This window comes from Stenotrophomonas sp. 115C5, assembly GCF_056861055.1.
In genome coordinates this window covers 73,463-92,620 of the sequence record NZ_JBSPUQ010000002.1, presented here as the reverse complement: position 1 = coordinate 92,620, position 19,158 = coordinate 73,463, and the positions used below count along the sequence as shown (strand labels likewise).

14 protein-coding genes and 1 pseudogene are annotated in these 19,158 nt (G+C 66.7%); 7 read left to right on the top strand and 8 right to left on the bottom strand.

Features of this window, described 5'->3' with window-relative positions:
- The 6 genes and pseudogenes from cydB to AC13FN_RS03815 all read right to left on the bottom strand — a co-directional run bounded on the left by cydB (window position 1) and on the right by AC13FN_RS03815 (window position 6,399).
- Window positions 1–1,014, bottom strand: a complete 1,014-nt coding sequence (cydB, locus tag AC13FN_RS03840) for a cytochrome d ubiquinol oxidase subunit II (protein ID WP_010482330.1) — start codon at window positions 1,012–1,014, stop codon at window positions 1–3.
- A 1-nt stretch (window position 1,015) separates the two neighbouring features.
- Window positions 1,016–2,413 carry a cytochrome ubiquinol oxidase subunit I gene (locus AC13FN_RS03835; RefSeq protein ID WP_482984543.1) on the bottom strand — a complete coding sequence of 466 codons (1,398 nt, stop codon included), beginning with the start codon at window positions 2,411–2,413 and terminating at the stop codon, window positions 1,016–1,018.
- 129 nt (window positions 2,414–2,542) lie between these two features.
- Window positions 2,543–3,742 carry an ABC transporter permease gene (locus AC13FN_RS03830; RefSeq protein WP_401740565.1) on the bottom strand — a complete coding sequence of 400 codons (1,200 nt, stop codon included), beginning with the start codon at window positions 3,740–3,742 and terminating at the stop codon, window positions 2,543–2,545.
- 1 nt (window position 3,743) lies between these two features.
- Window positions 3,744–5,042, bottom strand: a complete 1,299-nt coding sequence (locus AC13FN_RS03825) for an FtsX-like permease family protein (protein WP_401740562.1) — start codon at window positions 5,040–5,042, stop codon at window positions 3,744–3,746.
- Window positions 5,043–5,601: 559 nt separating this feature from the next.
- Window positions 5,602–6,032: pseudogene (locus AC13FN_RS03820) on the bottom strand (RNA polymerase sigma factor); the annotation flags it as partial.
- A 37-nt stretch (window positions 6,033–6,069) separates the two neighbouring features.
- Window positions 6,070–6,399 carry a hypothetical protein gene (locus AC13FN_RS03815; RefSeq protein WP_197645421.1) on the bottom strand — a complete coding sequence of 110 codons (330 nt, stop codon included), beginning with the start codon at window positions 6,397–6,399 and terminating at the stop codon, window positions 6,070–6,072.
- A gap of 167 nt (window positions 6,400–6,566) precedes the next feature.
- On the opposite strand from AC13FN_RS03815, the gene AC13FN_RS03810 reads away from it, so the two are divergent.
- From AC13FN_RS03810 to AC13FN_RS03780, 7 genes are all read left to right on the top strand, one after another.
- Window positions 6,567–8,936 (top strand): S9 family peptidase, encoded by a 2,370-nt coding sequence (locus AC13FN_RS03810; RefSeq protein ID WP_049436001.1) that lies wholly within the window; start codon window positions 6,567–6,569, stop codon window positions 8,934–8,936.
- Window positions 8,933–9,352, top strand: coding sequence for an NUDIX hydrolase (locus tag AC13FN_RS03805; protein WP_049480320.1), 420 nt, complete (start codon window positions 8,933–8,935; stop codon window positions 9,350–9,352). The genes AC13FN_RS03810 and AC13FN_RS03805 overlap by 4 nt, the downstream gene beginning before the upstream one ends.
- A gap of 30 nt (window positions 9,353–9,382) precedes the next feature.
- Complete coding sequence (locus AC13FN_RS03800) at window positions 9,383–9,943, top strand: hypothetical protein (protein WP_019661728.1); 561 nt, start codon at window positions 9,383–9,385, stop codon at window positions 9,941–9,943.
- 32 nt (window positions 9,944–9,975) lie between these two features.
- Window positions 9,976–11,118 carry a hypothetical protein gene (locus AC13FN_RS03795; RefSeq protein WP_482984542.1) on the top strand — a complete coding sequence of 381 codons (1,143 nt, stop codon included), beginning with the start codon at window positions 9,976–9,978 and terminating at the stop codon, window positions 11,116–11,118.
- A 37-nt stretch (window positions 11,119–11,155) separates the two neighbouring features.
- Window positions 11,156–12,868: a hypothetical protein gene (locus tag AC13FN_RS03790; protein ID WP_482995100.1), complete on the top strand. Its 1,713-nt coding sequence runs from the start codon at window positions 11,156–11,158 to the stop codon at window positions 12,866–12,868.
- A 40-nt stretch (window positions 12,869–12,908) separates the two neighbouring features.
- The gene (gene hemF, locus AC13FN_RS03785) at window positions 12,909–13,805 is read left to right on the top strand and encodes an oxygen-dependent coproporphyrinogen oxidase (RefSeq protein ID WP_401740547.1); all 897 of its coding nucleotides are present in this window, start codon (window positions 12,909–12,911) and stop codon (window positions 13,803–13,805) included.
- Window positions 13,806–13,900: 95 nt separating this feature from the next.
- Window positions 13,901–15,421, top strand: coding sequence for a hypothetical protein (locus AC13FN_RS03780; protein WP_482984540.1), 1,521 nt, complete (start codon window positions 13,901–13,903; stop codon window positions 15,419–15,421).
- Between the two features lie 78 nt (window positions 15,422–15,499).
- Here the strand turns inward: AC13FN_RS03780 and AC13FN_RS03775 are convergent, their stop codons facing one another.
- Together AC13FN_RS03775 and polA are read right to left on the bottom strand one after the other, a co-directional pair.
- Window positions 15,500–15,979, bottom strand: a complete 480-nt coding sequence (locus AC13FN_RS03775) for a DUF421 domain-containing protein (RefSeq protein ID WP_032129193.1) — start codon at window positions 15,977–15,979, stop codon at window positions 15,500–15,502.
- A 328-nt stretch (window positions 15,980–16,307) separates the two neighbouring features.
- Complete coding sequence (polA, locus tag AC13FN_RS03770) at window positions 16,308–19,082, bottom strand: DNA polymerase I (RefSeq protein WP_482984539.1); 2,775 nt, start codon at window positions 19,080–19,082, stop codon at window positions 16,308–16,310.
- Window positions 19,083–19,158: the final 76 nt, after the last annotated feature.

The following is a 19,158-nucleotide window of genomic DNA, read 5'->3' as shown; positions in this document are numbered from 1 at the left end:
TCAGTGGTAACCGGTGTCGGCGTGCACCTTGCCGCGGAATACCCGGTAGGACCACGCCGTATAGCCGAGGATGACCGGCAGCAATATGACCAGCCCGACCAGCGTGAAGCCCAGCGACGACGCCGGCGCGGCGGCCTGCCACAGGGTCATCGACGGTGGCAGCAGATACGGCCACATGCCCAGCACCAGACCGAGGAAGCCGAGTACGAACAGGGCCAGGCTGAGCAGGAACGGCGGCAGGTCACGGCGCGGGTGGGTGGCACTGCGCCACAGCGCGGCGGCTACCGCCAGGGTCAGCAGCGGCACCGGCGACAGCCACCAGAAGTTGCCGTCGCTGAACCAGCGATCCATCAACCGCGAATCGAGGAACGGCAGCCAGCTGCTGACAAGGCCCATTGCCGCGATCACCGCCACCACCAGCGGCCGGGTCATCTGCCGCGCCAGCGCCTGCACGCGCCCTTCGGTCTTCAGGATCAGCCAGGTGCTGCCCAGCAGCGCATAGCCGGCCACCAGTGCGGCACCGGTCAGCATCGCGAACGGGCTGAACCAGGCGAACGGCCCGCCCTGATAGACACCGTCCACCAGCGGGATGCCCTGCACCAGGGTGCCGAGGATCACGCCCTGGGCGAAGGTCGCCAGCAGCGAACCGAGGCCGAACGCCACGCTCCACAGCCGGCGCGAACGATGCGCCTTGAAGCGGAACTCGAACGCCACGCCGCGGAACACCAGCGCCACCACCAGCAGCAGCACCGGCAGGTACAGCGCAGACAGCAGCACCGCATACGCCTTCGGGAACGCCGCCAGCAGGCCGGCGCCACCGAGCACCAGCCAGGTCTCGTTGCCGTCCCAGATCGGCGCGGCGGTGTTCATCATCAGGTCCAGCTGTTCCTCGTCCTCGGCGAACGGGGCGAGGATGCCGATGCCGAGCACGAAGCCGTCCAGCACCACGTACATCAGCACGCCGAAGCCGATCACCGCGAACCATGCCACCGGCAGCCAGGTCATCAGGTCCATGTCAGCGTTCCTCCAGCGGTTCGTCGGCGGCCGACAGCGGGCGTGCCGGGGTATGGCTGCCGTGGTCCAGCGACGGCCCCTCGGCGTACGGCTGCGGCCCATGGCGCAGGATCTTCACCAGGTACCAGATGCCCCAGCCAAACACGAAGGCATAGCCAACAACGTAGACGCCCAGCGACAGCGCGGTCATCCACGCGCTCTGCGGGCCCACTGCATCAGCGGTGCGCAGCACGCCATACACCACCCACGGCTGGCGCCCCATCTCGGTAACGAACCAACCCGACAGCAGCGCGATGAAGCCGCTGGGCAGCATCCAGTTCCAGCCGCGCAGCAGCCACGGCGAATCCAGCAGCTTCTTCCGCCACAACTGGAAGGCCGACACCCAGGCCAGCAACAGCATCAGCGTGCCCAGCCCGACCATGATGCGGAAGGCGAAGAACACCGGCGTCACCGGCGGCCGCTCGCTGGCGGGTACCGAGGTGAGAGGATCGAAAGTGCCATCCAGGCTGTGGGTGAGGATCACGCTGCCCAGCTTCGGGATGGCAACCTCGAAATCGTTGCGCTCTTCCTTCTCGTTCGGCAGCGCGAACACCACCAGCGGCACGCCCTCGCCTTCCTTGGTTTCATGCCAGTGCGCTTCCATCGCCGCGATCTTCATCGGCTGGTGCTTGAGCGTGTTCAGGCCATGCATGTCGCCGACGAAGATCTGCACCGGCACGGTCAGTGCGGCGAACGCCACCGCCGCGATCAGCATGCGCCGACCCGCTTCCACGTGCGTGCCCTTGCGCAGGTACCACGCGCCCACACCACCGATCACGAAACAGGTAGTGATGAACGAGCCCAGCGCCATGTGCGCCAGGCGATAGGGGAACGAGGGGTTGAACACCACTTGCCACCAATCGACTGGATGCACGATGCCGTTGACCATCTCGTAGCCGGCCGGTGTATGCAGCCAGCTGTTGGACGACAGGATCCAGAACGTGGAGAACAGCGTGCCCAGCGCCACCATGCAGGTGGACAGGAAATGCAGGCGCGGTGAGACCCGGCCCCATCCGAACATCATCACGCCGAGGAAGCTGGCTTCCAGGAAGAACGCGGTCAACACCTCATAGGTCAGCAGAGGGCCGATGACCGTGCCAGCCACCTCGCTCAGCCGCGGCCAGTTGGTACCGAACTGGAAGGCCATGACGATGCCGCTGACCACGCCCATGCCGAAAGACACCGCGAAGATCTTCTGCCAGAAGAAATACAGCTCGCGCCACACGGGCAACTTCGTGCGCAGCCAGCGCCATTCGATGAAGGCCAGCCAGCTGGCCGTGCCAATGGTGAAGGCGGGGAACAGCACGTGGAAACTGATGACGAATCCGAACTGGATCCGGGACAACAACAACGCGTCCAAGGGACGCCTCCTGCCTGTGACCGGTGGGATACCGGACCACTTTAGGAGGATTTCGTTAAGGTGGGATGCGACCGGGTGACGCGCTGCTTCACTTTGTCGCAGGTGGAGCTGGGCTCACGGGCGAACGAATCAGAACGGCTTCAACAACGCCAATGGCTCCTCCCGCACCGTTCGCCATGCACGGGGCAGCAGGGCGGCAAGACTCGACACCATCACCAGCATGAACGCCATCAACCCTGTCGGCCACGACCATATCGAGATTCCGTCCTCGGGCGACCAGAACAGGTACAGCGAACACGCGCCCAGCACGGCGCCAGGAATGGTGAAGATGCTGACTTCGAAGATGATCTCCGCGAAGATCACCGATGCGCGCGCCCCCAACGTTCGACGGATACCGATGGAGCGCCGCCTGCGCTCCAGCCATGCGCCTACCACGCCGGACACGCCCGCCATCAGCACACCCAGTACCACCGCTGCCATGAAAGCGAGCATGGCCGTCGTGAAGCGATCTGCACGAAGGTAGGCATCGCGATATCCGGCCAACGTGTCAACGCCTGTCGGATTCACGACGCGATAGGGCTGCCGCAGCGCCTCGACGGTGCGGTCAAGCAACACGCGATCCACCTCCGAGTGGGATCCGATCAGGTAATAGCGGCTCGCACCGCTTGGAAAACCGGGAAACAGCGCCCACTGCGAGTCCCGATCGTTTCCACCTGGCGCAGGCCCGACGATGGACGAGAACACACCCACGATCACCCTGCTGCTCCCCGGCCCGAAGTACAGCTGCCGACCCACGGCGCTGTCCGAGCCAAACAGATGGACGGCCAATGCCTCGCTGATCAGCACGACAGGCGCGCCGCCGGTCGCCTCATGGTCTGCCGGCAAACGCCCCGTCACCACCTGTGCCCCCAGCATCGTCAACAGGCCTGGGCTGGCGGTTATCACGGGAATGCGATCACAGCCTGCCACGTCGCTGCTGCCAGCCGCCATGGCGTGTGCCATGGCGGCATCGCTGGTGCATGCACCGTAATGATGAGCCCTGCCTCCGAACGGAACCGAATCGCTGGCGACCGCCTGCCGGACGCCAGGTAGTTGGATGGCGGAGAGGTCCGATCGCACCACCGACGGCGCCACCCTCTCTTCGATATCGGAGACCCGGATGACACCGATCGCCTGTGCTCCCTCGATGCCCCGCGTGTTCAATCGTGAGAAACCATCTGCGGCAGACTGCAGGGCAAAGGCACAGGCCAGGCTGGCCAGTGCGGCCTGTACAAACAGCAGCGACGCGCGGCCCAGGTGGTTGCGGACTTCCTGCATTGAATCCAGCATTTCACGCCGCTCCCTTTGCAAACAACCGCGACAGCGATCCGCTCCGGCAGACTTCCAGCGCGGGGATGAGCGCGCACAACAGCGCTGTCGCGAACCCAACCCCGGCTGCCATCAGTACGGACGCCGGGTCCAGCGTAGTGATGGCCGACGGAAGCACCTCCCCTGTCGCCACCAGCCGCATACCCACCGCATACGCAATGGCTGCCAATGCGGCACTGGCCAATCCCGACGATGCGGATTCCCACATGAGCTGGGCAAAAACATCCCCCCGCCGGGCACCCAGCGCGCGACGTATCGCAAGCTCGCGACGGCGCGCGCCCAGGCTGAATCCCAGCAGCGCGGCTGCATTGACGATGCAGACCACCAGCAGAAGCAGTGCCAGATGAAGCTGGGTCCGGGTGCGCTCAGGGACCAGGCCCTGTCGGTCCAGCCACGCCATCAGCGGCCAGAGCCCGACCTGATCGCTATCCGGGTCAACCTGCAGATCCCGGGCTTGCGCGTACGCGTTCAGCATCGCGCGGTATCCAGACACGTCATCCACTGTCGGTAGCCATGCCCACAGTTGCAGCCAGGACGCCTGCGGGCCAGCAAGTTCCACTCCCTCCCCACCGCCCCAGACCGCCACGCCGTCGACCACGGTCAATCCGTCCGCAATGGCAGTTTCAACCGGTAGATAGATCTGATCGGGTTCCACGAAAGGACGACGTGTCACGTCTCCCTGGAACATCGGCACCGGATGCCAGTCCTCCGCCACGCCGACAACCGTGTATGTGCGCCCGCTCAGTTCCAGCGGATGACCGATGCATCCGGCCGGGCACTCGACCGCTGCGAGTGCCCGTGACAGCACAGCGATCCGACTTCCGGCCTGCCCTTCCTCCGCCGTCCACGATCGCCCTTGCACCAGCGTGATCCCGAGCACGCTGAACACTCCTGACGTTGCGTATCTGGCACGCAGCCGGGCGCTTGATTGCCAGGGTTTCAGCAGGGTCACGGCACCACCGGCCATGGCCGCCTGATTCCAGGCATACCCTTGGTCCAGCAGGGCTTTGGCATCAGGCCAGGTCAATCCCTGCCCAGGATCAGGTGCCGCCGCGTGCTGTGCTCCCGGGCGCACGTCCAGGTGTGGACGGAAGAGCGACCCGCTGCGTCCCGGGACCGGATCGGAGGATGCCTGCAGCACAATGGACAGCATCACCATGGCGGTTCCCACTCCCGCACCCAGCATGAGAGCGACGGCAATGTGCGTCCGGAGGCGCTGCCGAAAGCGCTTCAGAGACAGAGAAACGTAATAGAAGATCACACACCCTCCATGGAGTTGGCCCTGCGCCTAGACAGACGCGATCGGCATCCCACGCAGGAGCAGATCCCTGCTTCTCACCGGATCGCCAAGGGTGGCCAGATACGGGCTGAATGCACGGGCAGCACAGACTTGTCGATCTTCGACATGACTCATCTCCGTTGAAGTTGATGGAACGCGAACAGGTCCAAGCCTGCCCGGCTATGACCTGCGTCAGCGATTGCCGACGACCGAGAGTTCCCCAGGACGCACATGAACCTCAATAGCGGAATGGAACTCTGCAACTATCCTCAAGATGGTTGAGAGCTCAGAATCAGTGTTGGCAACATCAGCCTACGATTGGCCGCGCGATCACGACTCGTCATGGCGCTAATCACCACATTCTGATGAAGCTCGCGAATTTCACGAGTCCTCATTCCAGGTCATTGGTCCTGCAGACCACGCAGAATGCGTCTAACGCATCACCACGTCCTGTCAGCGCCAGAAGTACCAGACAGCCCCTGCCACCAACGCCCCCAGCAACACCACCTGCACCACCACATAGCCCACGCCACTGTCGCGCGCTCAGTTCAGCCGGCCCCGGCCCTTCATCGCCAATACCCAGTTCCTCGGGTACTTCCACCGCCACCATCCATTGCGCCTCCAGCCGTCGCCTGCGCAGGTGTTGCAACGCGCTGGTGTAGGCGACCCGGGAAACCCAGGTACGCAACGAGGATTCAAAGCGGAAACGGTGCAACTGGCGGAACACCGCCAGGAAGGTCTCCTGCAGCAGGTCGGCCCCTGGTCGCGGTCGCCGACCATCCGCCCGATCACATGCGCGCAGGTGCGTTGATGGGTCTCCACCAGCTGCGAAAACGCCGCCTGCGAGCTGTCGATGATGGCCCGCACCAAGGCTTGGTCCGCATCCAGCGGTGCAGCGGGTGCCGCCGTCGCCGCTGCATCGTGGCGGCGACGGCCCCGCAGTGCCGACAGCGCTTCGCCGAGCAGGCTCATGCGCGGGGCGCCTCCTGTGCCCGTGGCATGTCCTGGCTCAGCCCTTGCGTGCGGCAGGACGGGTGAAGTGCCAGGCCAGCAGCTGGCCGAGGCCGGCACTGCCGACCATCGCGGCGGCGGCGCCGAAGGTCAGTTCGCGTGCACCGATCGCCTCCAGCAGGGCCATGGCCACGGCCAGGCTGACCAGGCTGATGCCCCAGCGCAGCGCGCCCTGGCGGCGGCGTTCTTCTTCCAGCACGGCCAATGAGCGGATCACTTCCTCCGGCACGTGCGGAGCCACCAGCTTGCTGCGCGCGCGCGCATCGGCGATGGCATGGATCGCGTAGGCGATGCAGATGAAGAGGGTGATCGGGATCAGTTCCTGCATGGTCGGGCTCCTGTTCGGTGGATGATGCGGGTTCAGGAGATTGGATGCGCGACCCCGGCAACCGGTTGCAGCATTTTGCCAATCCCGCTGCCATGACCTGTGGCCCCTGCCCCGGGCCCTTGCGGCTGCTACGCTTGCCCGGTTTCCTCTTCTGGTGCCGTCCGCCCATGTCCCGAGTGCTGCCCCTGTCCCTCCTGCTGTCGGCCGTGCTGGCCGCACCGGCTGCGCATGCCGCGCCGACGCCGATCACCATCGAACAGGCCATGGCCGACCCGGACTGGATCGGTCCGCCGGTCGAGAAGGCCTGGTGGTCGTGGAACAGCCAGCAGGTGGAGTACCAGCTCAAGCGCAACGGCAGCCCGGTGCGCGATACCTTCCGCCAGCCGCTGGCCGGTGGCGTGGCCGCGCAGGTGGCCGATGACCAGCGCGGCACCCTGGACGTGGCCGAGCCGGTCTACGACCGCAGCCGCAGCCGCAGCGCCTTCGTGCGCAATGGCGACGTGTTCGTGCGCGACCTGCGCAGCGGCGCGCTGACCCAGCTGACCCGCAGCAACGAGCGCGCGGGCAACGTGAACTTCGCCGCCGACAACGGCGTGATCTGGCGGGTCGGCCAGAACTGGTTCCACTGGACCGCCGCCAGCGGCGTGCAGCAGGTGGTCAGCCTGAAGGCCGAGAAGGACCCGCGTACGGCACCGAAGGCCGACGTGCTGCGCGACCAGCAGCTGCGCACGCTGGAAACCCTGCGCCGCGACCGTGACCAGCGCGAAGCACTGAAGGACCAGGACCAGCGCTGGCGCCAGGCCGACCCGACCCGCGCGCCGGGCCCGGTGTACCTGGGCGCCGACGTGGAGATCGCCGACAGCGTGCTGTCGCCGGACCTGACCCACCTGATCGTGGTGACCAAGCCGAAGGACTTCGATGACGGCCGTGGCGGCAAGATGCCGCTGTACGTGACCGAGTCGGGATACGAGGAAACCGAGGACACCCGCACCCGCGTCGGCCGCAACGGCTTCGAGCCGCACACGCTGTGGTACGTGAACGTGCGCACCGGCAAGGCCGAGAAGGTCTCGCTGGCTGGCCTGCCGGGCATCAGCACCGATCCGCTGGCCGAGCTGCGCCGCAAGGCCGGCAAGGACGCGCTGAAGGGCGAGCGCAGCCTGCAGGTGATGAGCGACTTCATGGGCGGTGGCATCCGCTGGAGCGCCGACGGCCAGCAGGCTGCGGTGATGCTGCGTGCCAACGACAACAAGGACCGCTGGATCATCAGCGTCAACGCCGCCGACGGCCGCGTGCAGAACCGCCACCGCCTGACCGACAACGCCTGGATCAACTGGGGCTTCAACGATTTCGGCTGGATGGCCGATGGCCGCACGCTGTGGCTGCTGTCCGAGGAATCCGGCTTCTCGCACCTGTACACCCAGGCCGGCACCGCCAAGCCGCAGGCGTTGACCAGCGGCAAGTGGGAAACCTCGGCGCCGGTGCCGTCGGCTGATGGCAAGGGCTTCTACTTCCTGTGCAACCAGCAGGCGCCGCATGACTACGAAGTCTGCGCGGTCGATACCGGCAGCCGCCAGGTGCGCGAGCTGACCAGCCTCAACGGCGTGGAAGACTTCTCGCTGTCGCCGGACGGCCAGCAGCTGCTGGTGCGCTACTCCGGCGCCTACCTGCCGCCGCAGCTGGCCGTGCTGCCCAGTGCCGGTGGCCAGGCCCGCGTGCTGACCGACACCCGCACCGCCGACTACAAGGCGCGCCAGTGGATCCAGCCGAAGCTGGTGGCAGTGCCGTCCAAGCACGGTGCCGGCGTGGTCTGGGCCAAGTACTACGAACCGGAAAACAAGGAACCGGGGAAGAAGTACCCGATCGTGATGTTCGTGCACGGCGCCGGCTACCTGCAGAACGTGCACCAGCGCTACCCGGCCTACTTCCGCGAGCAGATGTTCCACAACCTGCTGGTGCAGAAGGGCTACATCGTGCTGGACATGGATTACCGCGGCAGCGAGGGCTACGGCCGCGACTGGCGCACGGCGATCTACCGCAACATGGGCCACCCGGAACTGGAAGACTACAAGGACGGCCTGGACTGGCTGGTCGATACCCAGCAGGGTGACCGCGACCACGCCGGCATCTACGGCGGTTCCTACGGCGGCTTCATGACCTTCATGGCGCTGTTCCGCTCGCCGGGCACCTTCAAGGCCGGCGCCGCGCTGCGCCCTGTGGTCGACTGGCACCAGTACAACCACGGCTACACCAGCAACATCCTCAACACCCCGGACATCGATCCGGAGGCGTACCGCGTGTCCTCGCCGATCGAATACGCGCAGAACCTGCAGGACAACCTGCTGATCGCCCACGGCATGATGGATGACAACGTGTTCTTCCAGGACTCGGTGAACCTCACCCAGCGCCTGATCGAACTGCACAAGGACAACTGGTCGATCGCACCTTACCCGCTGGAACGCCACGGCTACACCCGTGCCGATTCCTGGCTGGACCAGTACAAGCGCATCCTCAAGCTGTTCGAGCAGAACCTGAAGTGAGCAACGCCGCGGCCACGATCCACATCGTGGCCGCGGTCATCCTGGATGACCGCGGCCAGGCGCTGGTGGTGCGCAAGCAGGGCGCCAGCCGCTTCATCCAGCCGGGCGGCAAGCCCGAACCCGGCGAAGCACCGCTGCAGGCACTGGCCCGCGAACTGGACGAGGAACTCGGTGTGCAGCTGCGCGCCGGGACCGCCAACGCGCTGGGCACGTTCGAGGACTGGGCGGTGAATGAGCCCGGCCACCGCGTACAGGCACAGGCCTGGTGGGTACAGGTGGACGGCACGCCACAGGCGCGCGCCGAGATCGCCGAACTGGCCTGGGTACCGCTGCAGCCGCCGCATGGCCTGCCCTTGGCACCGTTGAGCGAACACCATATCCTGCCGGCCGTCGCCACCCGGGTGACGGCCCGCTGACCGCGTGGGCACCGATTGCAAGGACACCGGATGTCAATGTCGATCCCGCCGATTCCTTCGCTGGTCCAGCCGGCCTATCACGCCTGGGTGCGCCCGATCGCACAGGCATCGTTCTGGCTGTCACTGCTGCTCACGGTCTACTTCGTGATGCAGGGACTGCTGCTGTGGCCGCTGCACAACCTTCCGATCTGGCATCTGGTTGAGAGGGAAGTGCAAGACCAGCACCTGCACAGCCTGATCTGGCTTTTGGCGCATCCGGTGGCCGCGTCGTTGATCGTCGCGCTGCTGTGCCTGGCCTCGACCCTGGCCAGCTGGGGCCTGCTGCGCGAGCGCAGCTGGGGCCTGTGGAGCTTTGTGGTGATCCTGCTGCTGAGCGCAGTGACCAACTTTGCGATCGCCGGCTGGTTGGATGTGTTCATGCGTGACGTCATCCCGTTTCTCTCCGACGACGCCCTCCTGCAGCAGGAACTCCATCTGAAACGCTGGTTGATCACGCTGACCGTGGTGGCCATGTCATTTGTGTTCCTCGGCCTGCAGGGCTGGCTGGCCTGGCGCCTGCTGCGGCCGGACATCCGCTCACGTTTCCACTGAGCCCCCCTTTTCCGCACGACAAGGACCGTCGCATGCGCTTGCAGGCTCTTCTCCCCGCACTGCTGCTGTTCGCCGCGCTGCCAGCCGGCGCCGACGCGTTGCAGTGTGGCGAATACCGCAGCGCCGATGGCGGCATGGCGCTGGTGTTCACCACCCCCAGCAGCGGCTACCACCACGCTGACGGCAGCGAGCCGCAGCCGCTGTGGGTTGATCGCAGTGCGGCGCAGACGCGCCTGGTCATGCTCGACGATGGCGTGGCGGAGCCGATCCGGATCAGTGCCGATGGCCAGCGCATCGAGGACGACGGGGTGGTGACCTACACGCTGCGCCAGTCCCGTGCCTGCACCGTCGAGCCCAGCACGATGGACGGCAGCTGTCGCGCCGCCGGCAGCCACTGCATTGCGCAGCTGCCCACGGCCTCTCCCGGCCAGGCCCAGCGCGCGTGCGGCGAAGGCGTTGGCGCGGGCTGCTCGGCGCTGTTGCGACAACTGCGCGATGGCAACGCCGCAGCCGCTGGTGAGACCGGCGCCGCCCTCTTCGAACGACCGTCCGCCTGCCGCGAACACACGCCCGGGCATAACCCGCAGGCCTGCGAGGCGCTGACCGGTGATGCGCTGGCCGCCGCGATGCACCGGGTGGGTGAACGCCTGCAACAGGAAGACGAAGACACACTGGATTCACCGCTTCCGGCCGCTGCACGCGACCGTCTGCAGCAACTGTGTCTGCAGCACCGCAGTGGTCGCTTCTGCGTCGAAGTGGCCGAACAGCAGTTGATCGCACTGGAACCTGCATTGGCGGTGCAGGCCCTGCAGGTGGTCTGCGATGCAGGCCGCGTCAGCGCCTGCGAACGTATCGCACCGCTGCGCGATCTCGGCGCGGATCTGCGCCTGGTGCCGGCCCTGCAGGTGCCCTGCGGCCGCTATCAGGCCGACGGTGGCAGCCTGGACACACTCACGTTCGACGATGCCGGGCAGGCCAGGGTCGATACGCAGTACGTGCGCGCGCTGCTGCTGGACGGCACCCTTCACATACGCCACGACAATGGCGCCGATTACGTGCTGGGCCTGCTGGCCAATGGTGATCTGCTGGGGCTGGACGCGTTTACCGGGTACCAGCGTTACCGACGCCCGCCGGGCGCCCCGCAGTTTTGTCGCGAACGACCTGCCCGGCGCTGAAGCCGCGACGGCAGGTCCTGCGTTCCGGCGGGATTGATTGCAGATCGAGTCAGGCTGGCTATCGTGGCCCGCGTCTTTCTGCCCTGGCCTCGAAATGTCTGCATTCACCCCGCGCACCCTGCTTCCGCGCTGCATCGTGTTGCTGTCCATGCTGTTCTGCGCCCAACAGGCCGCCGCATCCGGCCTGCCACGCTGCGGCGTTTTCGAGGCCGAAGGCGGCGGCAACCAGCTGCGCGTGGATGGGCCTGACCGCGGAGTCGAGAAGGGCAGCTACATCTCCGATCGGCCCTTCGTTGTCCAGCGCAGCGAAGGCAGCCTCAATCTGGTTGATCTCACCTTCGGCCTCGTCTCTGAACTGGAGGTCCAGCGCGATGGTCGCGCCCTGCATAGGGACGGCAAACGCTACCGCCTGATCCAGCCGGCCGCGTGCCTGCCCCCGGTCGAACATACGCCCGGCAGCTGCCTGGCCGACGCCCGGCAGTGCCTCTATAACCACCATGAGCTGAGCCTTCCGGCACTGGAATCGGGCTGCGCCGAAGGCGTTCCGCAACTCTGCCAGCGCCTGCCCGATCGCTATCGCAAGGCCGACCAGGCCCCCGGCAGCGATACGCCGACCGAAGCACAGATCGCGGTGATACAGGCCACCATGGAAAAGGCGATGGCCGAGATGGATTTCCCCCCCCAGTGCCGCGACGATGACCCTGCTGCCGACGCCGAGGCCTGCATGGTCATTCTGGAAGAGCGGCCCGAGCTCGTCGAGGCTATCGACACCGCCATTCGCACGGCCTCGATGGCGGCCAGCATGGTTGAAGTGTTCTCGCCTGCAGTCAAGCCCGCACTGTCTGACGCGCGGCTGCAGCGCCTGCAGGGGCTGTGCACGCAGGTCCGCGAAAGTGGCTTCTGCATGGAGGTCGCCATGCTGCAGTGGGACGCCGGCAATCTGAGGGAAGGTCGGACGGCCTTGCAGGCGGCCTGCGACGGCGGCGACGAGCGATCGTGCCGTCAGGCGTCCGCGTTGCTGCAGCTGGGCGAAGCGCTGGTGCAGCACCCCACCGCCGCCGTGCCCTGTGGCCACTATGCGGCCTCCGGCGGGCTGATGGACGAACTGACTTTCGGCGAAGGTGGCATGGTGGAGGTTGGCTTCGGCTCGCGAGTACGCGCGCGCGTACAGGACGGTCAGATCCGCATGCGCCACGAGCGTGGGGCTGACTATGTACTGCAGCCGTTGGCCAACGGCGACTTGCTGGGGCTGGACGATTCGACGCGTTTCCAGCGGTTCCAGCGGTTCCAGCGGCAGCCGGACAATGCACAGTGCAGCGCGCCACTGGTGTTCGACGAAACTCCGTTCCCGCAGGATTGCCCGCGCGCGCCCATCGACGGTGAAGCCGAAGCCTGCTGCGCCGCCGGCAGGATGCAGGGCTGCCACGTGCTGGGCAGTCGCGCCGCGCTGAACGGGAAGTGGGTGGAGGCCAGCCAGCATTACCAGAAGGTCTGCCAGGCCGGTATCCGCGAGGGCTGTGAGAACCTGGTCAGCGTGATGGAGAACAGCAGCAGGGTAGACGTCCGCCCCATGCTTGAGGCCATCTGCGAGGCCGATGGCAGTGGCCGCCATGTAGCCTGCGACGTGCTGGCGACGCGTAACTGGGGGTTGCTGGAGTTCGGCCAGGCTCTGGACCGCGCGGTCCAGGAACAGTCCGCGCACGAGGATCGGACCAGACCGGCCCCACGCACCCCCAACCACAAGCAGTAAGGGAGCTTGCCTGGCCGGGCCCTGCGGTAAAGTACGCGCCATGAACGAATTCGAGCGCGTGCGCGCCTACCTCACCGACCTGCAGGACCGCATCTGTGCGGCGATCGAGGCCGTCGATGGCCAGGCCCGCTTCCAGGAAGACCTGTGGCAGCGTGCCGAGGGCGGTGGCGGGCGTACCCGCGTGCTGCGTGACGGTGCGGTGTTCGAGCAGGCCGGCATCGGCTTCTCCGACGTAGCCGGCAGCCGCCTGCCGCCGTCGGCCTCGGCCAACCGCCCGGAACTGGCCGGCGCCTCGTGGCGCGCCACGGGCGTGTCGCTGGTGTTCCACCCGCTCAACCCCTACGTGCCGACCACCCATGCCAACGTGCGCTTCTTCCAGGCGCAGCGCGACGGCGAGGTGGTGGCCAGCTGGTTCGGCGGCGGTTTCGACCTGACCCCGTTCTATCCGTTCGACGAAGATGTGCAGCACTGGCACCGCGTCGCACGCGACCTGTGCGCGCCGTTCGGCGACGAACGCTATGCCGCACACAAGCGCTGGTGCGACGAGTACTTCTTCCTGCGCCACCGCAATGAAACGCGCGGTGTCGGCGGTCTGTTCTTCGACGACCTGCACGGCGACTTCGAGCGCGATTTCGACTACCTGCGCGCCGTGGGCGATGGCTTCCTTCAGGCCTACCTGCCGATCGTGCAGCAGCGCAAGGACGCCGCCCATGGCGAGCGCGAGCGCGAGTTCCAGCTGTACCGTCGCGGCCGCTATGTGGAATTCAACCTGGTCTATGACCGCGGCACGCTGTTCGGTCTGCAGAGCGGTGGCCGCAGCGAAAGCATCCTGATGAGCCTGCCGCCGCGGGTGCGCTGGGAATACGGCTTCAGCCCGGAAGCCGGCAGCGCCGAGGCGCGCTTGGCCGACTACCTGGTGCCGCGCGACTGGCTCTGATCTTCCGACGCCACGCCTGACGCGTGGCGCCTTCCCTGCCTGTGGTGCGCCCCGCACCGGACGGGCCCTGCCCCACTTCTTTCAAGGATGACCCCATGCCTGCTGCTGTTTCCCTTCGCCCCCGCGCCGCGGGTTGGCGCTCCCTGCTGTTGCTTGCATTGGCCTCGGCCAGCCTGCCGGCCGCCGCGCAGTCGATGGCCTGCGGCACCTACAAGGACAGCAGCGGCAACACCACGCTGACTCTCGAGAGCGAAGGCCACGGCTTCCTGTCCGGCCCCTACCAGGCCACCGAGGAGCTGCGCATCGCCCGCCAGGAGGACGTGCTGGGTACCGGCAACCTGTCCACGGGCCAGCTGGAAAATTGGTACTTCTCGGACAACGACCGCACGATCAGCACGCCCTATCGCGAGTTCACCCGTGAGCACGCCGCCACCTGCAAGACGATGCCGGAGCCCATCGAAGACGGTTGCGTGATGAACACCTCCGAGTGCCTGGAGGCGCTGCCGGAGGCCGCACCCGTGAAACTGCACGCCTGGTGTGCCGAGGGCGTGGGCGCAGCCTGCATGCGGTTGCTGGAGACCTACCAGCAGCAGGCCAAGGACGCAGCCCCGGCGCCTGCACGAGCCGAACCGCCGAAGCCGGAGATCTGCAAGGAGGATTCCGCGTCCTTCAACGCCGAGGGCTGCCGGGCGATCGCCGAGGTGATCGGGCTGGAGATGATCGGCAAGTCCCTGCTCGGGCTGCAGCATGCGGTCGACCCTGCGTTGCCGTCGGCGCAGCTCGATGAGCTGGCCGCACTGTGCCGGCAGCAGCACGGCGAGACCTTCTGCGCCGACGTTGCCGAGGTGCTGTGGAGTGGTGGACGCCTTTCGCAGGCCCACGAAGCACTGCAGCTGTCGTGCGCGCAGCGCGCGGACGGCGTGGCCTGCGGCCGCGCCAAGGCACTTGCCAGCCTGGCCACCGCACCGGCCGCTGCACTGGCCCCGGTGCCGGCCACCGCACTGCCCTGTGGCAGCTTTGAAGCCGAATACGGCGTGCTCTCGCAGCTGCGCTTCCTCGATGGCGGCCTGGTTGAGGCCGAGGGTCGCGACCAGCGCCTGCGCGCGCGCCTGCAGGACGGCCGTATCTTCATCCGTCGCGATGTCGGCAGCGACTTCGTTCTGCAGCTGCTGCAGAACGGCAACCTGGCCAGCATCGATAGCGGCGACCGTTTTGCCTATTACGAGCGCAAGCCGACCACAGGCAGCGCCAGCTGCAAGCCGCCCGTGGCCTTCGTGGAGATCCCGCTGCCGCTGGATTGCCCGACCCTGGCACGCAAGGACGGCGCCAAGGCCTGCTGTACCGATGGCAAGCTGCTGGGCTGCAAGGTTGCCGGCGAAGCGCTGTTCGAGTCCGAAAAATGGGCCGCGTCGCTGCCCTACTTCGAGACGCTGTGCGGAGCGGGCGTGCGCGAAGGGTGCCTGGCATTGGCAGCGGTGTATTCGCACACCGCAGACCCGAAGATCCCGCAAGCCATGGCTGCGATCTGCGCCAAGGATGGCAAAGGCACGCACGTGGCCTGTGATGTGGACGCCACCCGCAACTGGCCGGCACTGAAGGCCGAAGCGGCGCCCTGAGGCTCATGCACCTGTAGAGCCGAGCCCATGCTCGGCTCCGGACGCAAGGCAGCCGGGCATGGGCTCGGCTCTACAAGGTCAGGTGCTCTTCCTCGGAATGATGGTGATGTGCCCGTTGATTTCCAGCAGGGCCAGCTCGACATCCTCCACGCCCAGGCAGCCCTGCTGGCGCATGGCGGCCTCGAAATCGGCACGGGTGACCTGCTCGCGGCGCAGAACGGCGTCGAACAGGCGCCCATCACGCGCGATCACCACGGGTTCTCCTTCCACCAGTCGCTCGATCCGCCGGCTGCGGGTACTCACCCAGCCTACCCCATAGTTGAGCAGGATCAGGGTCGCCGCCAGCAGCAGGCCGCCGCCCAGCGAGGTGTCGGTGCCCAGCAGTGCGTTCTGCACCGCATTGCCCAGCAGCACCACCAGCAGCACGTCGAACGGGGTGATCTGCCCCAGCGGGCGTTTGCCGCTGAGCCGGACCATGCCCAGCACCACCACGTAGACCACCACCGCGCGCAGGATGAACTCCCACCACGGCATTGCCAGTGCGAACAGGTCGGGCATTGTCTTCCCCTGCGGAGCGGTGGCCCAGCGTGGCGCAGGCCATGGCGTCTGGCAACGGCACAAATAAAAAGCCCCGCTGACCAGGGGGAGGTCAACGGGGCCGGGGAACGGGCACTTGGGGAGGAGTCCCCGTTCCGAGATCTGCTCCAGGGGATGGGAGAGATCCACAACAGGCGTTGCGCCTGTCGAGAGTTATAGAAGCACTCCGAACACTAACGGTTCGTGAAGGGGCCCAATTTAATGAACCTCGATCAGGGCAACATTCATGATCGAGTCAGAAACCTCTGACGAATGAACGAATTCACGTCGTTTTCGGCCTGAAACACCCTCAGTGCGCTTCGTCCCAGTTGTTGCCGATGCCGGTATCGACCACCAGCGGCACCCGCAGTTTGGCCGCTTGCGACATGCGCTCGACCACCTGCAAACGCAACTCCTCGACGAAACTGCTTTCGGTTTCGAACACCAGTTCATCGTGTACCTGCAGGATCATCCGCGCCGGTGCACCGCTGTCACGCAGCCACTGGTCCACGTCCACCATCGCGCGCTTGATGATATCGGCGGCGGTGCCCTGCATCGGCGCGTTGATCGCAGCACGCTCGGCACCGGCGCGCAGGCCCTGGTTACGTGCATGAATGTCGTTCAGGTACAGGCGGCGGCCGAACAGGGTCTCTACATAGCCCTGGTCGCGGGCCTGCTGGCGCATCCGCTCCATGAAGTCGCGCACGCCCGGGTAGCGGCTGAAGTACAGCGCCACGTAGTCCTGCGCCTGGCCGCGGTCGATGCCCAGGTTGCGGGCCAGGCCGAAGGCGCTCATGCCGTACATCAGGCCGAAGTTGATCGCCTTGGCAGCGCGGCGCTCGTTCGGGGTCACCTCTTCCAGCGCACGCCCGAACACCTCGGCGGCGGTGGCACGGTGCACGTCGGCGCCCTGCTCGAAGGCACGCACCAGGCCCGGGTCCTCGGACAGGTGGGCCATGATCCGCAGCTCGATCTGCGAGTAGTCGGCGGCCAGCAGCTGGAAGCCCTCCGGGGCGATGAACGCGCGGCGGATGCGGCGGCCATCTTCGGTGCGGATCGGGATGTTCTGCAGGTTGGGGTCCGACGAGGACAGGCGGCCGGTGGCGGCGCCGGACTGGTGGTAGCTGGTGTGCACGCGGCCGGTGTCCGGGTTGACCATCTCCGGCAGCTTGTCGGTGTAGGTGCTGCGCAGCTTGGCCAGCCCGCGGTACTCCAGGATCACGCGCGGCAGCTCGTGCTGGTCGGCAATCGCCTCCAGTGCCTCTTCATTGGTGCTGGGCTGGCCCTTTGGGGTCTTCACCACCGCCGGCAGCTTCAGCTCGTCGAACAGCACCGCCTGCAGCTGCTTGGGCGAATCCAGGTTGAAGCTGCGGCCGGCCAGCTCGGTGGCCTTCTGCTGCGCGGCCAGCATGCGCGAGGACAGGTCCTGGCTCTGCCGGCGCAGTTCGTCGGTGTCGACCCGCACGCCGTTGGCTTCGATGCTGGTCAGCACCGGCACCAGCGGCATCTCGATGTCGCGGTACACGCTGTCCAGTGCCGGTTCGGCCAGCAGCTGCGGTTGCAGCGCGCGGTGCAGGCGCAGGGTGATGTCGGCGTCCTCGGCCGCATAGCGGCTGGCTTCGTCGATGCCCACCTGCGAGAACGGAATCTGCTTGGCGCCCTTGCCGGCCACGTCCTCGAACTTGATGGTGTTGTAGCCCAGATAGCGCAGGGCCAGCGAATCCATGTCGTGGCGGGTGGCGGTGGAGTTGAGCACGAAGCTCTCGAGCATGGTGTCGTCGTGGTAGCCCTGCACCTGCACGCCGTGACGGCGCAGCACGTGCAGGTCGTACTTGCCGTGCTGGCCCAGCTTCTTCTTCGCCGGGTCCTGCAGCACCGGGCGCAGCGCATCCAGCACCTGCTGCATCGGCAGCTGGGCCGGCGCCCCCGGGTAATCGTGGCCAACCGGAATGTAGGCGGCCTTGCCCGGCTCGACCGCCAGGCTGATACCCACCAGGCGCGCACGCATCGCGTCCAGCGCATCGGTTTCGGTATCGAAACTGATCAGGTCAGCCTGCTGCAGGCGCTCGACCCAGGCCTGCAGCTGCTCGGCGGTCAGCACGGTCTCGTATTCACCTGGCGCGGCCAGCGCCGGATCCAGCGTGCCGGCAGCGGGCGCCTCGGCACTGCCACGCGCGAAGCCGGCCGCAGTGCCGCGCAGGCTCGGGGTCGCCTCACTGGCGGCCACCGGTGCCGGCAGCGGCGCGCCCAGCTCCTTCAGCGCCTGGGTGAAGCCGTAGCGCGCATACAGCTCGGTCAGCTCCGGCACGTCCTGCTCGCGCAGGGCCAGCGTGGTCGGGCTGGCGTCCAGCTCCACGTCGGTGCGGATGGTCACCAGCTCGCGGTTCAGCGGCAGCCGCTCCAGCGCGGCGCGCAGGTTCTCGCCGATCTTGCCCTTCATGGTCGGCGCGGCCGCCATCACCCCATCCAGGTGCTGATACTCGGCCAGCCACTTGGCGGCGGTCTTCGGCCCGCACTTCTCCACGCCCGGCACGTTGTCGACGGTGTCACCCATCAGCGCCAGCAGGTCGATGATCTGGTCGGCGCGCACGCCGAACTTCTCCATCACCGCCGCGTCCGAATCCATGCGGCTGCCGGTCATGGTGTTGACCAGCTCGATGCCCGGGCGCACCAGCTGCGCAAAGTCCTTGTCGCCGGTGGAGATGGTCACCTTCAGATCCTGCGCCACGCCCTGCAGGGCCAGCGTGCCGATCACATCGTCGGCTTCCACGCCGGGGATGCGCAGGATGCTGATGCCCAGCGCCTCGACGATGCGGCACATCGGCTCGACCTGGCTGCGCAGCTCATCGGGCATCGGCGGGCGGTTGGCCTTGTACTGGTCGTACAGGTCATCGCGGAAGGTCTTGCCGGGCGCATCGACCACGAACGCCACGTAGGCCGGGCGCTCCTTCAGTGTCGAGCGCAGCATGTTGACCACGCCGAACAGCGCACCGGTGGGTTCGCCCTGTGCATTGGACAGGGGCGGCAGCGCGTGGAACGCGCGGTACAGGTAACTGGACCCGTCGATCAGGACTAATCTGCTCATGGGTCGATTCTACGCGCCCGTGCCTGCATCGCGGCGACACGGCAGGCGCCCGGCGATGGGGCATAATCAAGGCTCT

Excerpts from the sequence above, each read along its gene's own strand:
- cydB (WP_010482330.1), bottom strand. The coding sequence starts at position 1,014 with ATGGACCTGATGACCTGGCTGCCGGTGGCATGGTTCGCGGTGATCGGC.
- AC13FN_RS03830 (WP_401740565.1), bottom strand. The coding sequence starts at position 3,742 with ATGCTGGATTCAATGCAGGAAGTCCGCAACCACCTGGGCCGCGCGTCG.
- AC13FN_RS03815 (WP_197645421.1), bottom strand. The coding sequence starts at position 6,399 with ATGCAGGAACTGATCCCGATCACCCTCTTCATCTGCATCGCCTACGCG.
- AC13FN_RS03810 (WP_049436001.1), top strand. The coding sequence starts at position 6,567 with ATGTCCCGAGTGCTGCCCCTGTCCCTCCTGCTGTCGGCCGTGCTGGCC.
- AC13FN_RS03800 (WP_019661728.1), top strand. The coding sequence starts at position 9,383 with ATGTCAATGTCGATCCCGCCGATTCCTTCGCTGGTCCAGCCGGCCTAT.
- AC13FN_RS03795 (WP_482984542.1), top strand. The coding sequence starts at position 9,976 with ATGCGCTTGCAGGCTCTTCTCCCCGCACTGCTGCTGTTCGCCGCGCTG.
- hemF (WP_401740547.1), top strand. The coding sequence starts at position 12,909 with ATGAACGAATTCGAGCGCGTGCGCGCCTACCTCACCGACCTGCAGGAC.
- AC13FN_RS03780 (WP_482984540.1), top strand. The coding sequence starts at position 13,901 with ATGCCTGCTGCTGTTTCCCTTCGCCCCCGCGCCGCGGGTTGGCGCTCC.
- AC13FN_RS03775 (WP_032129193.1), bottom strand. The coding sequence starts at position 15,979 with ATGCCCGACCTGTTCGCACTGGCAATGCCGTGGTGGGAGTTCATCCTG.
- polA (WP_482984539.1), bottom strand. The coding sequence starts at position 19,082 with ATGAGCAGATTAGTCCTGATCGACGGGTCCAGTTACCTGTACCGCGCG.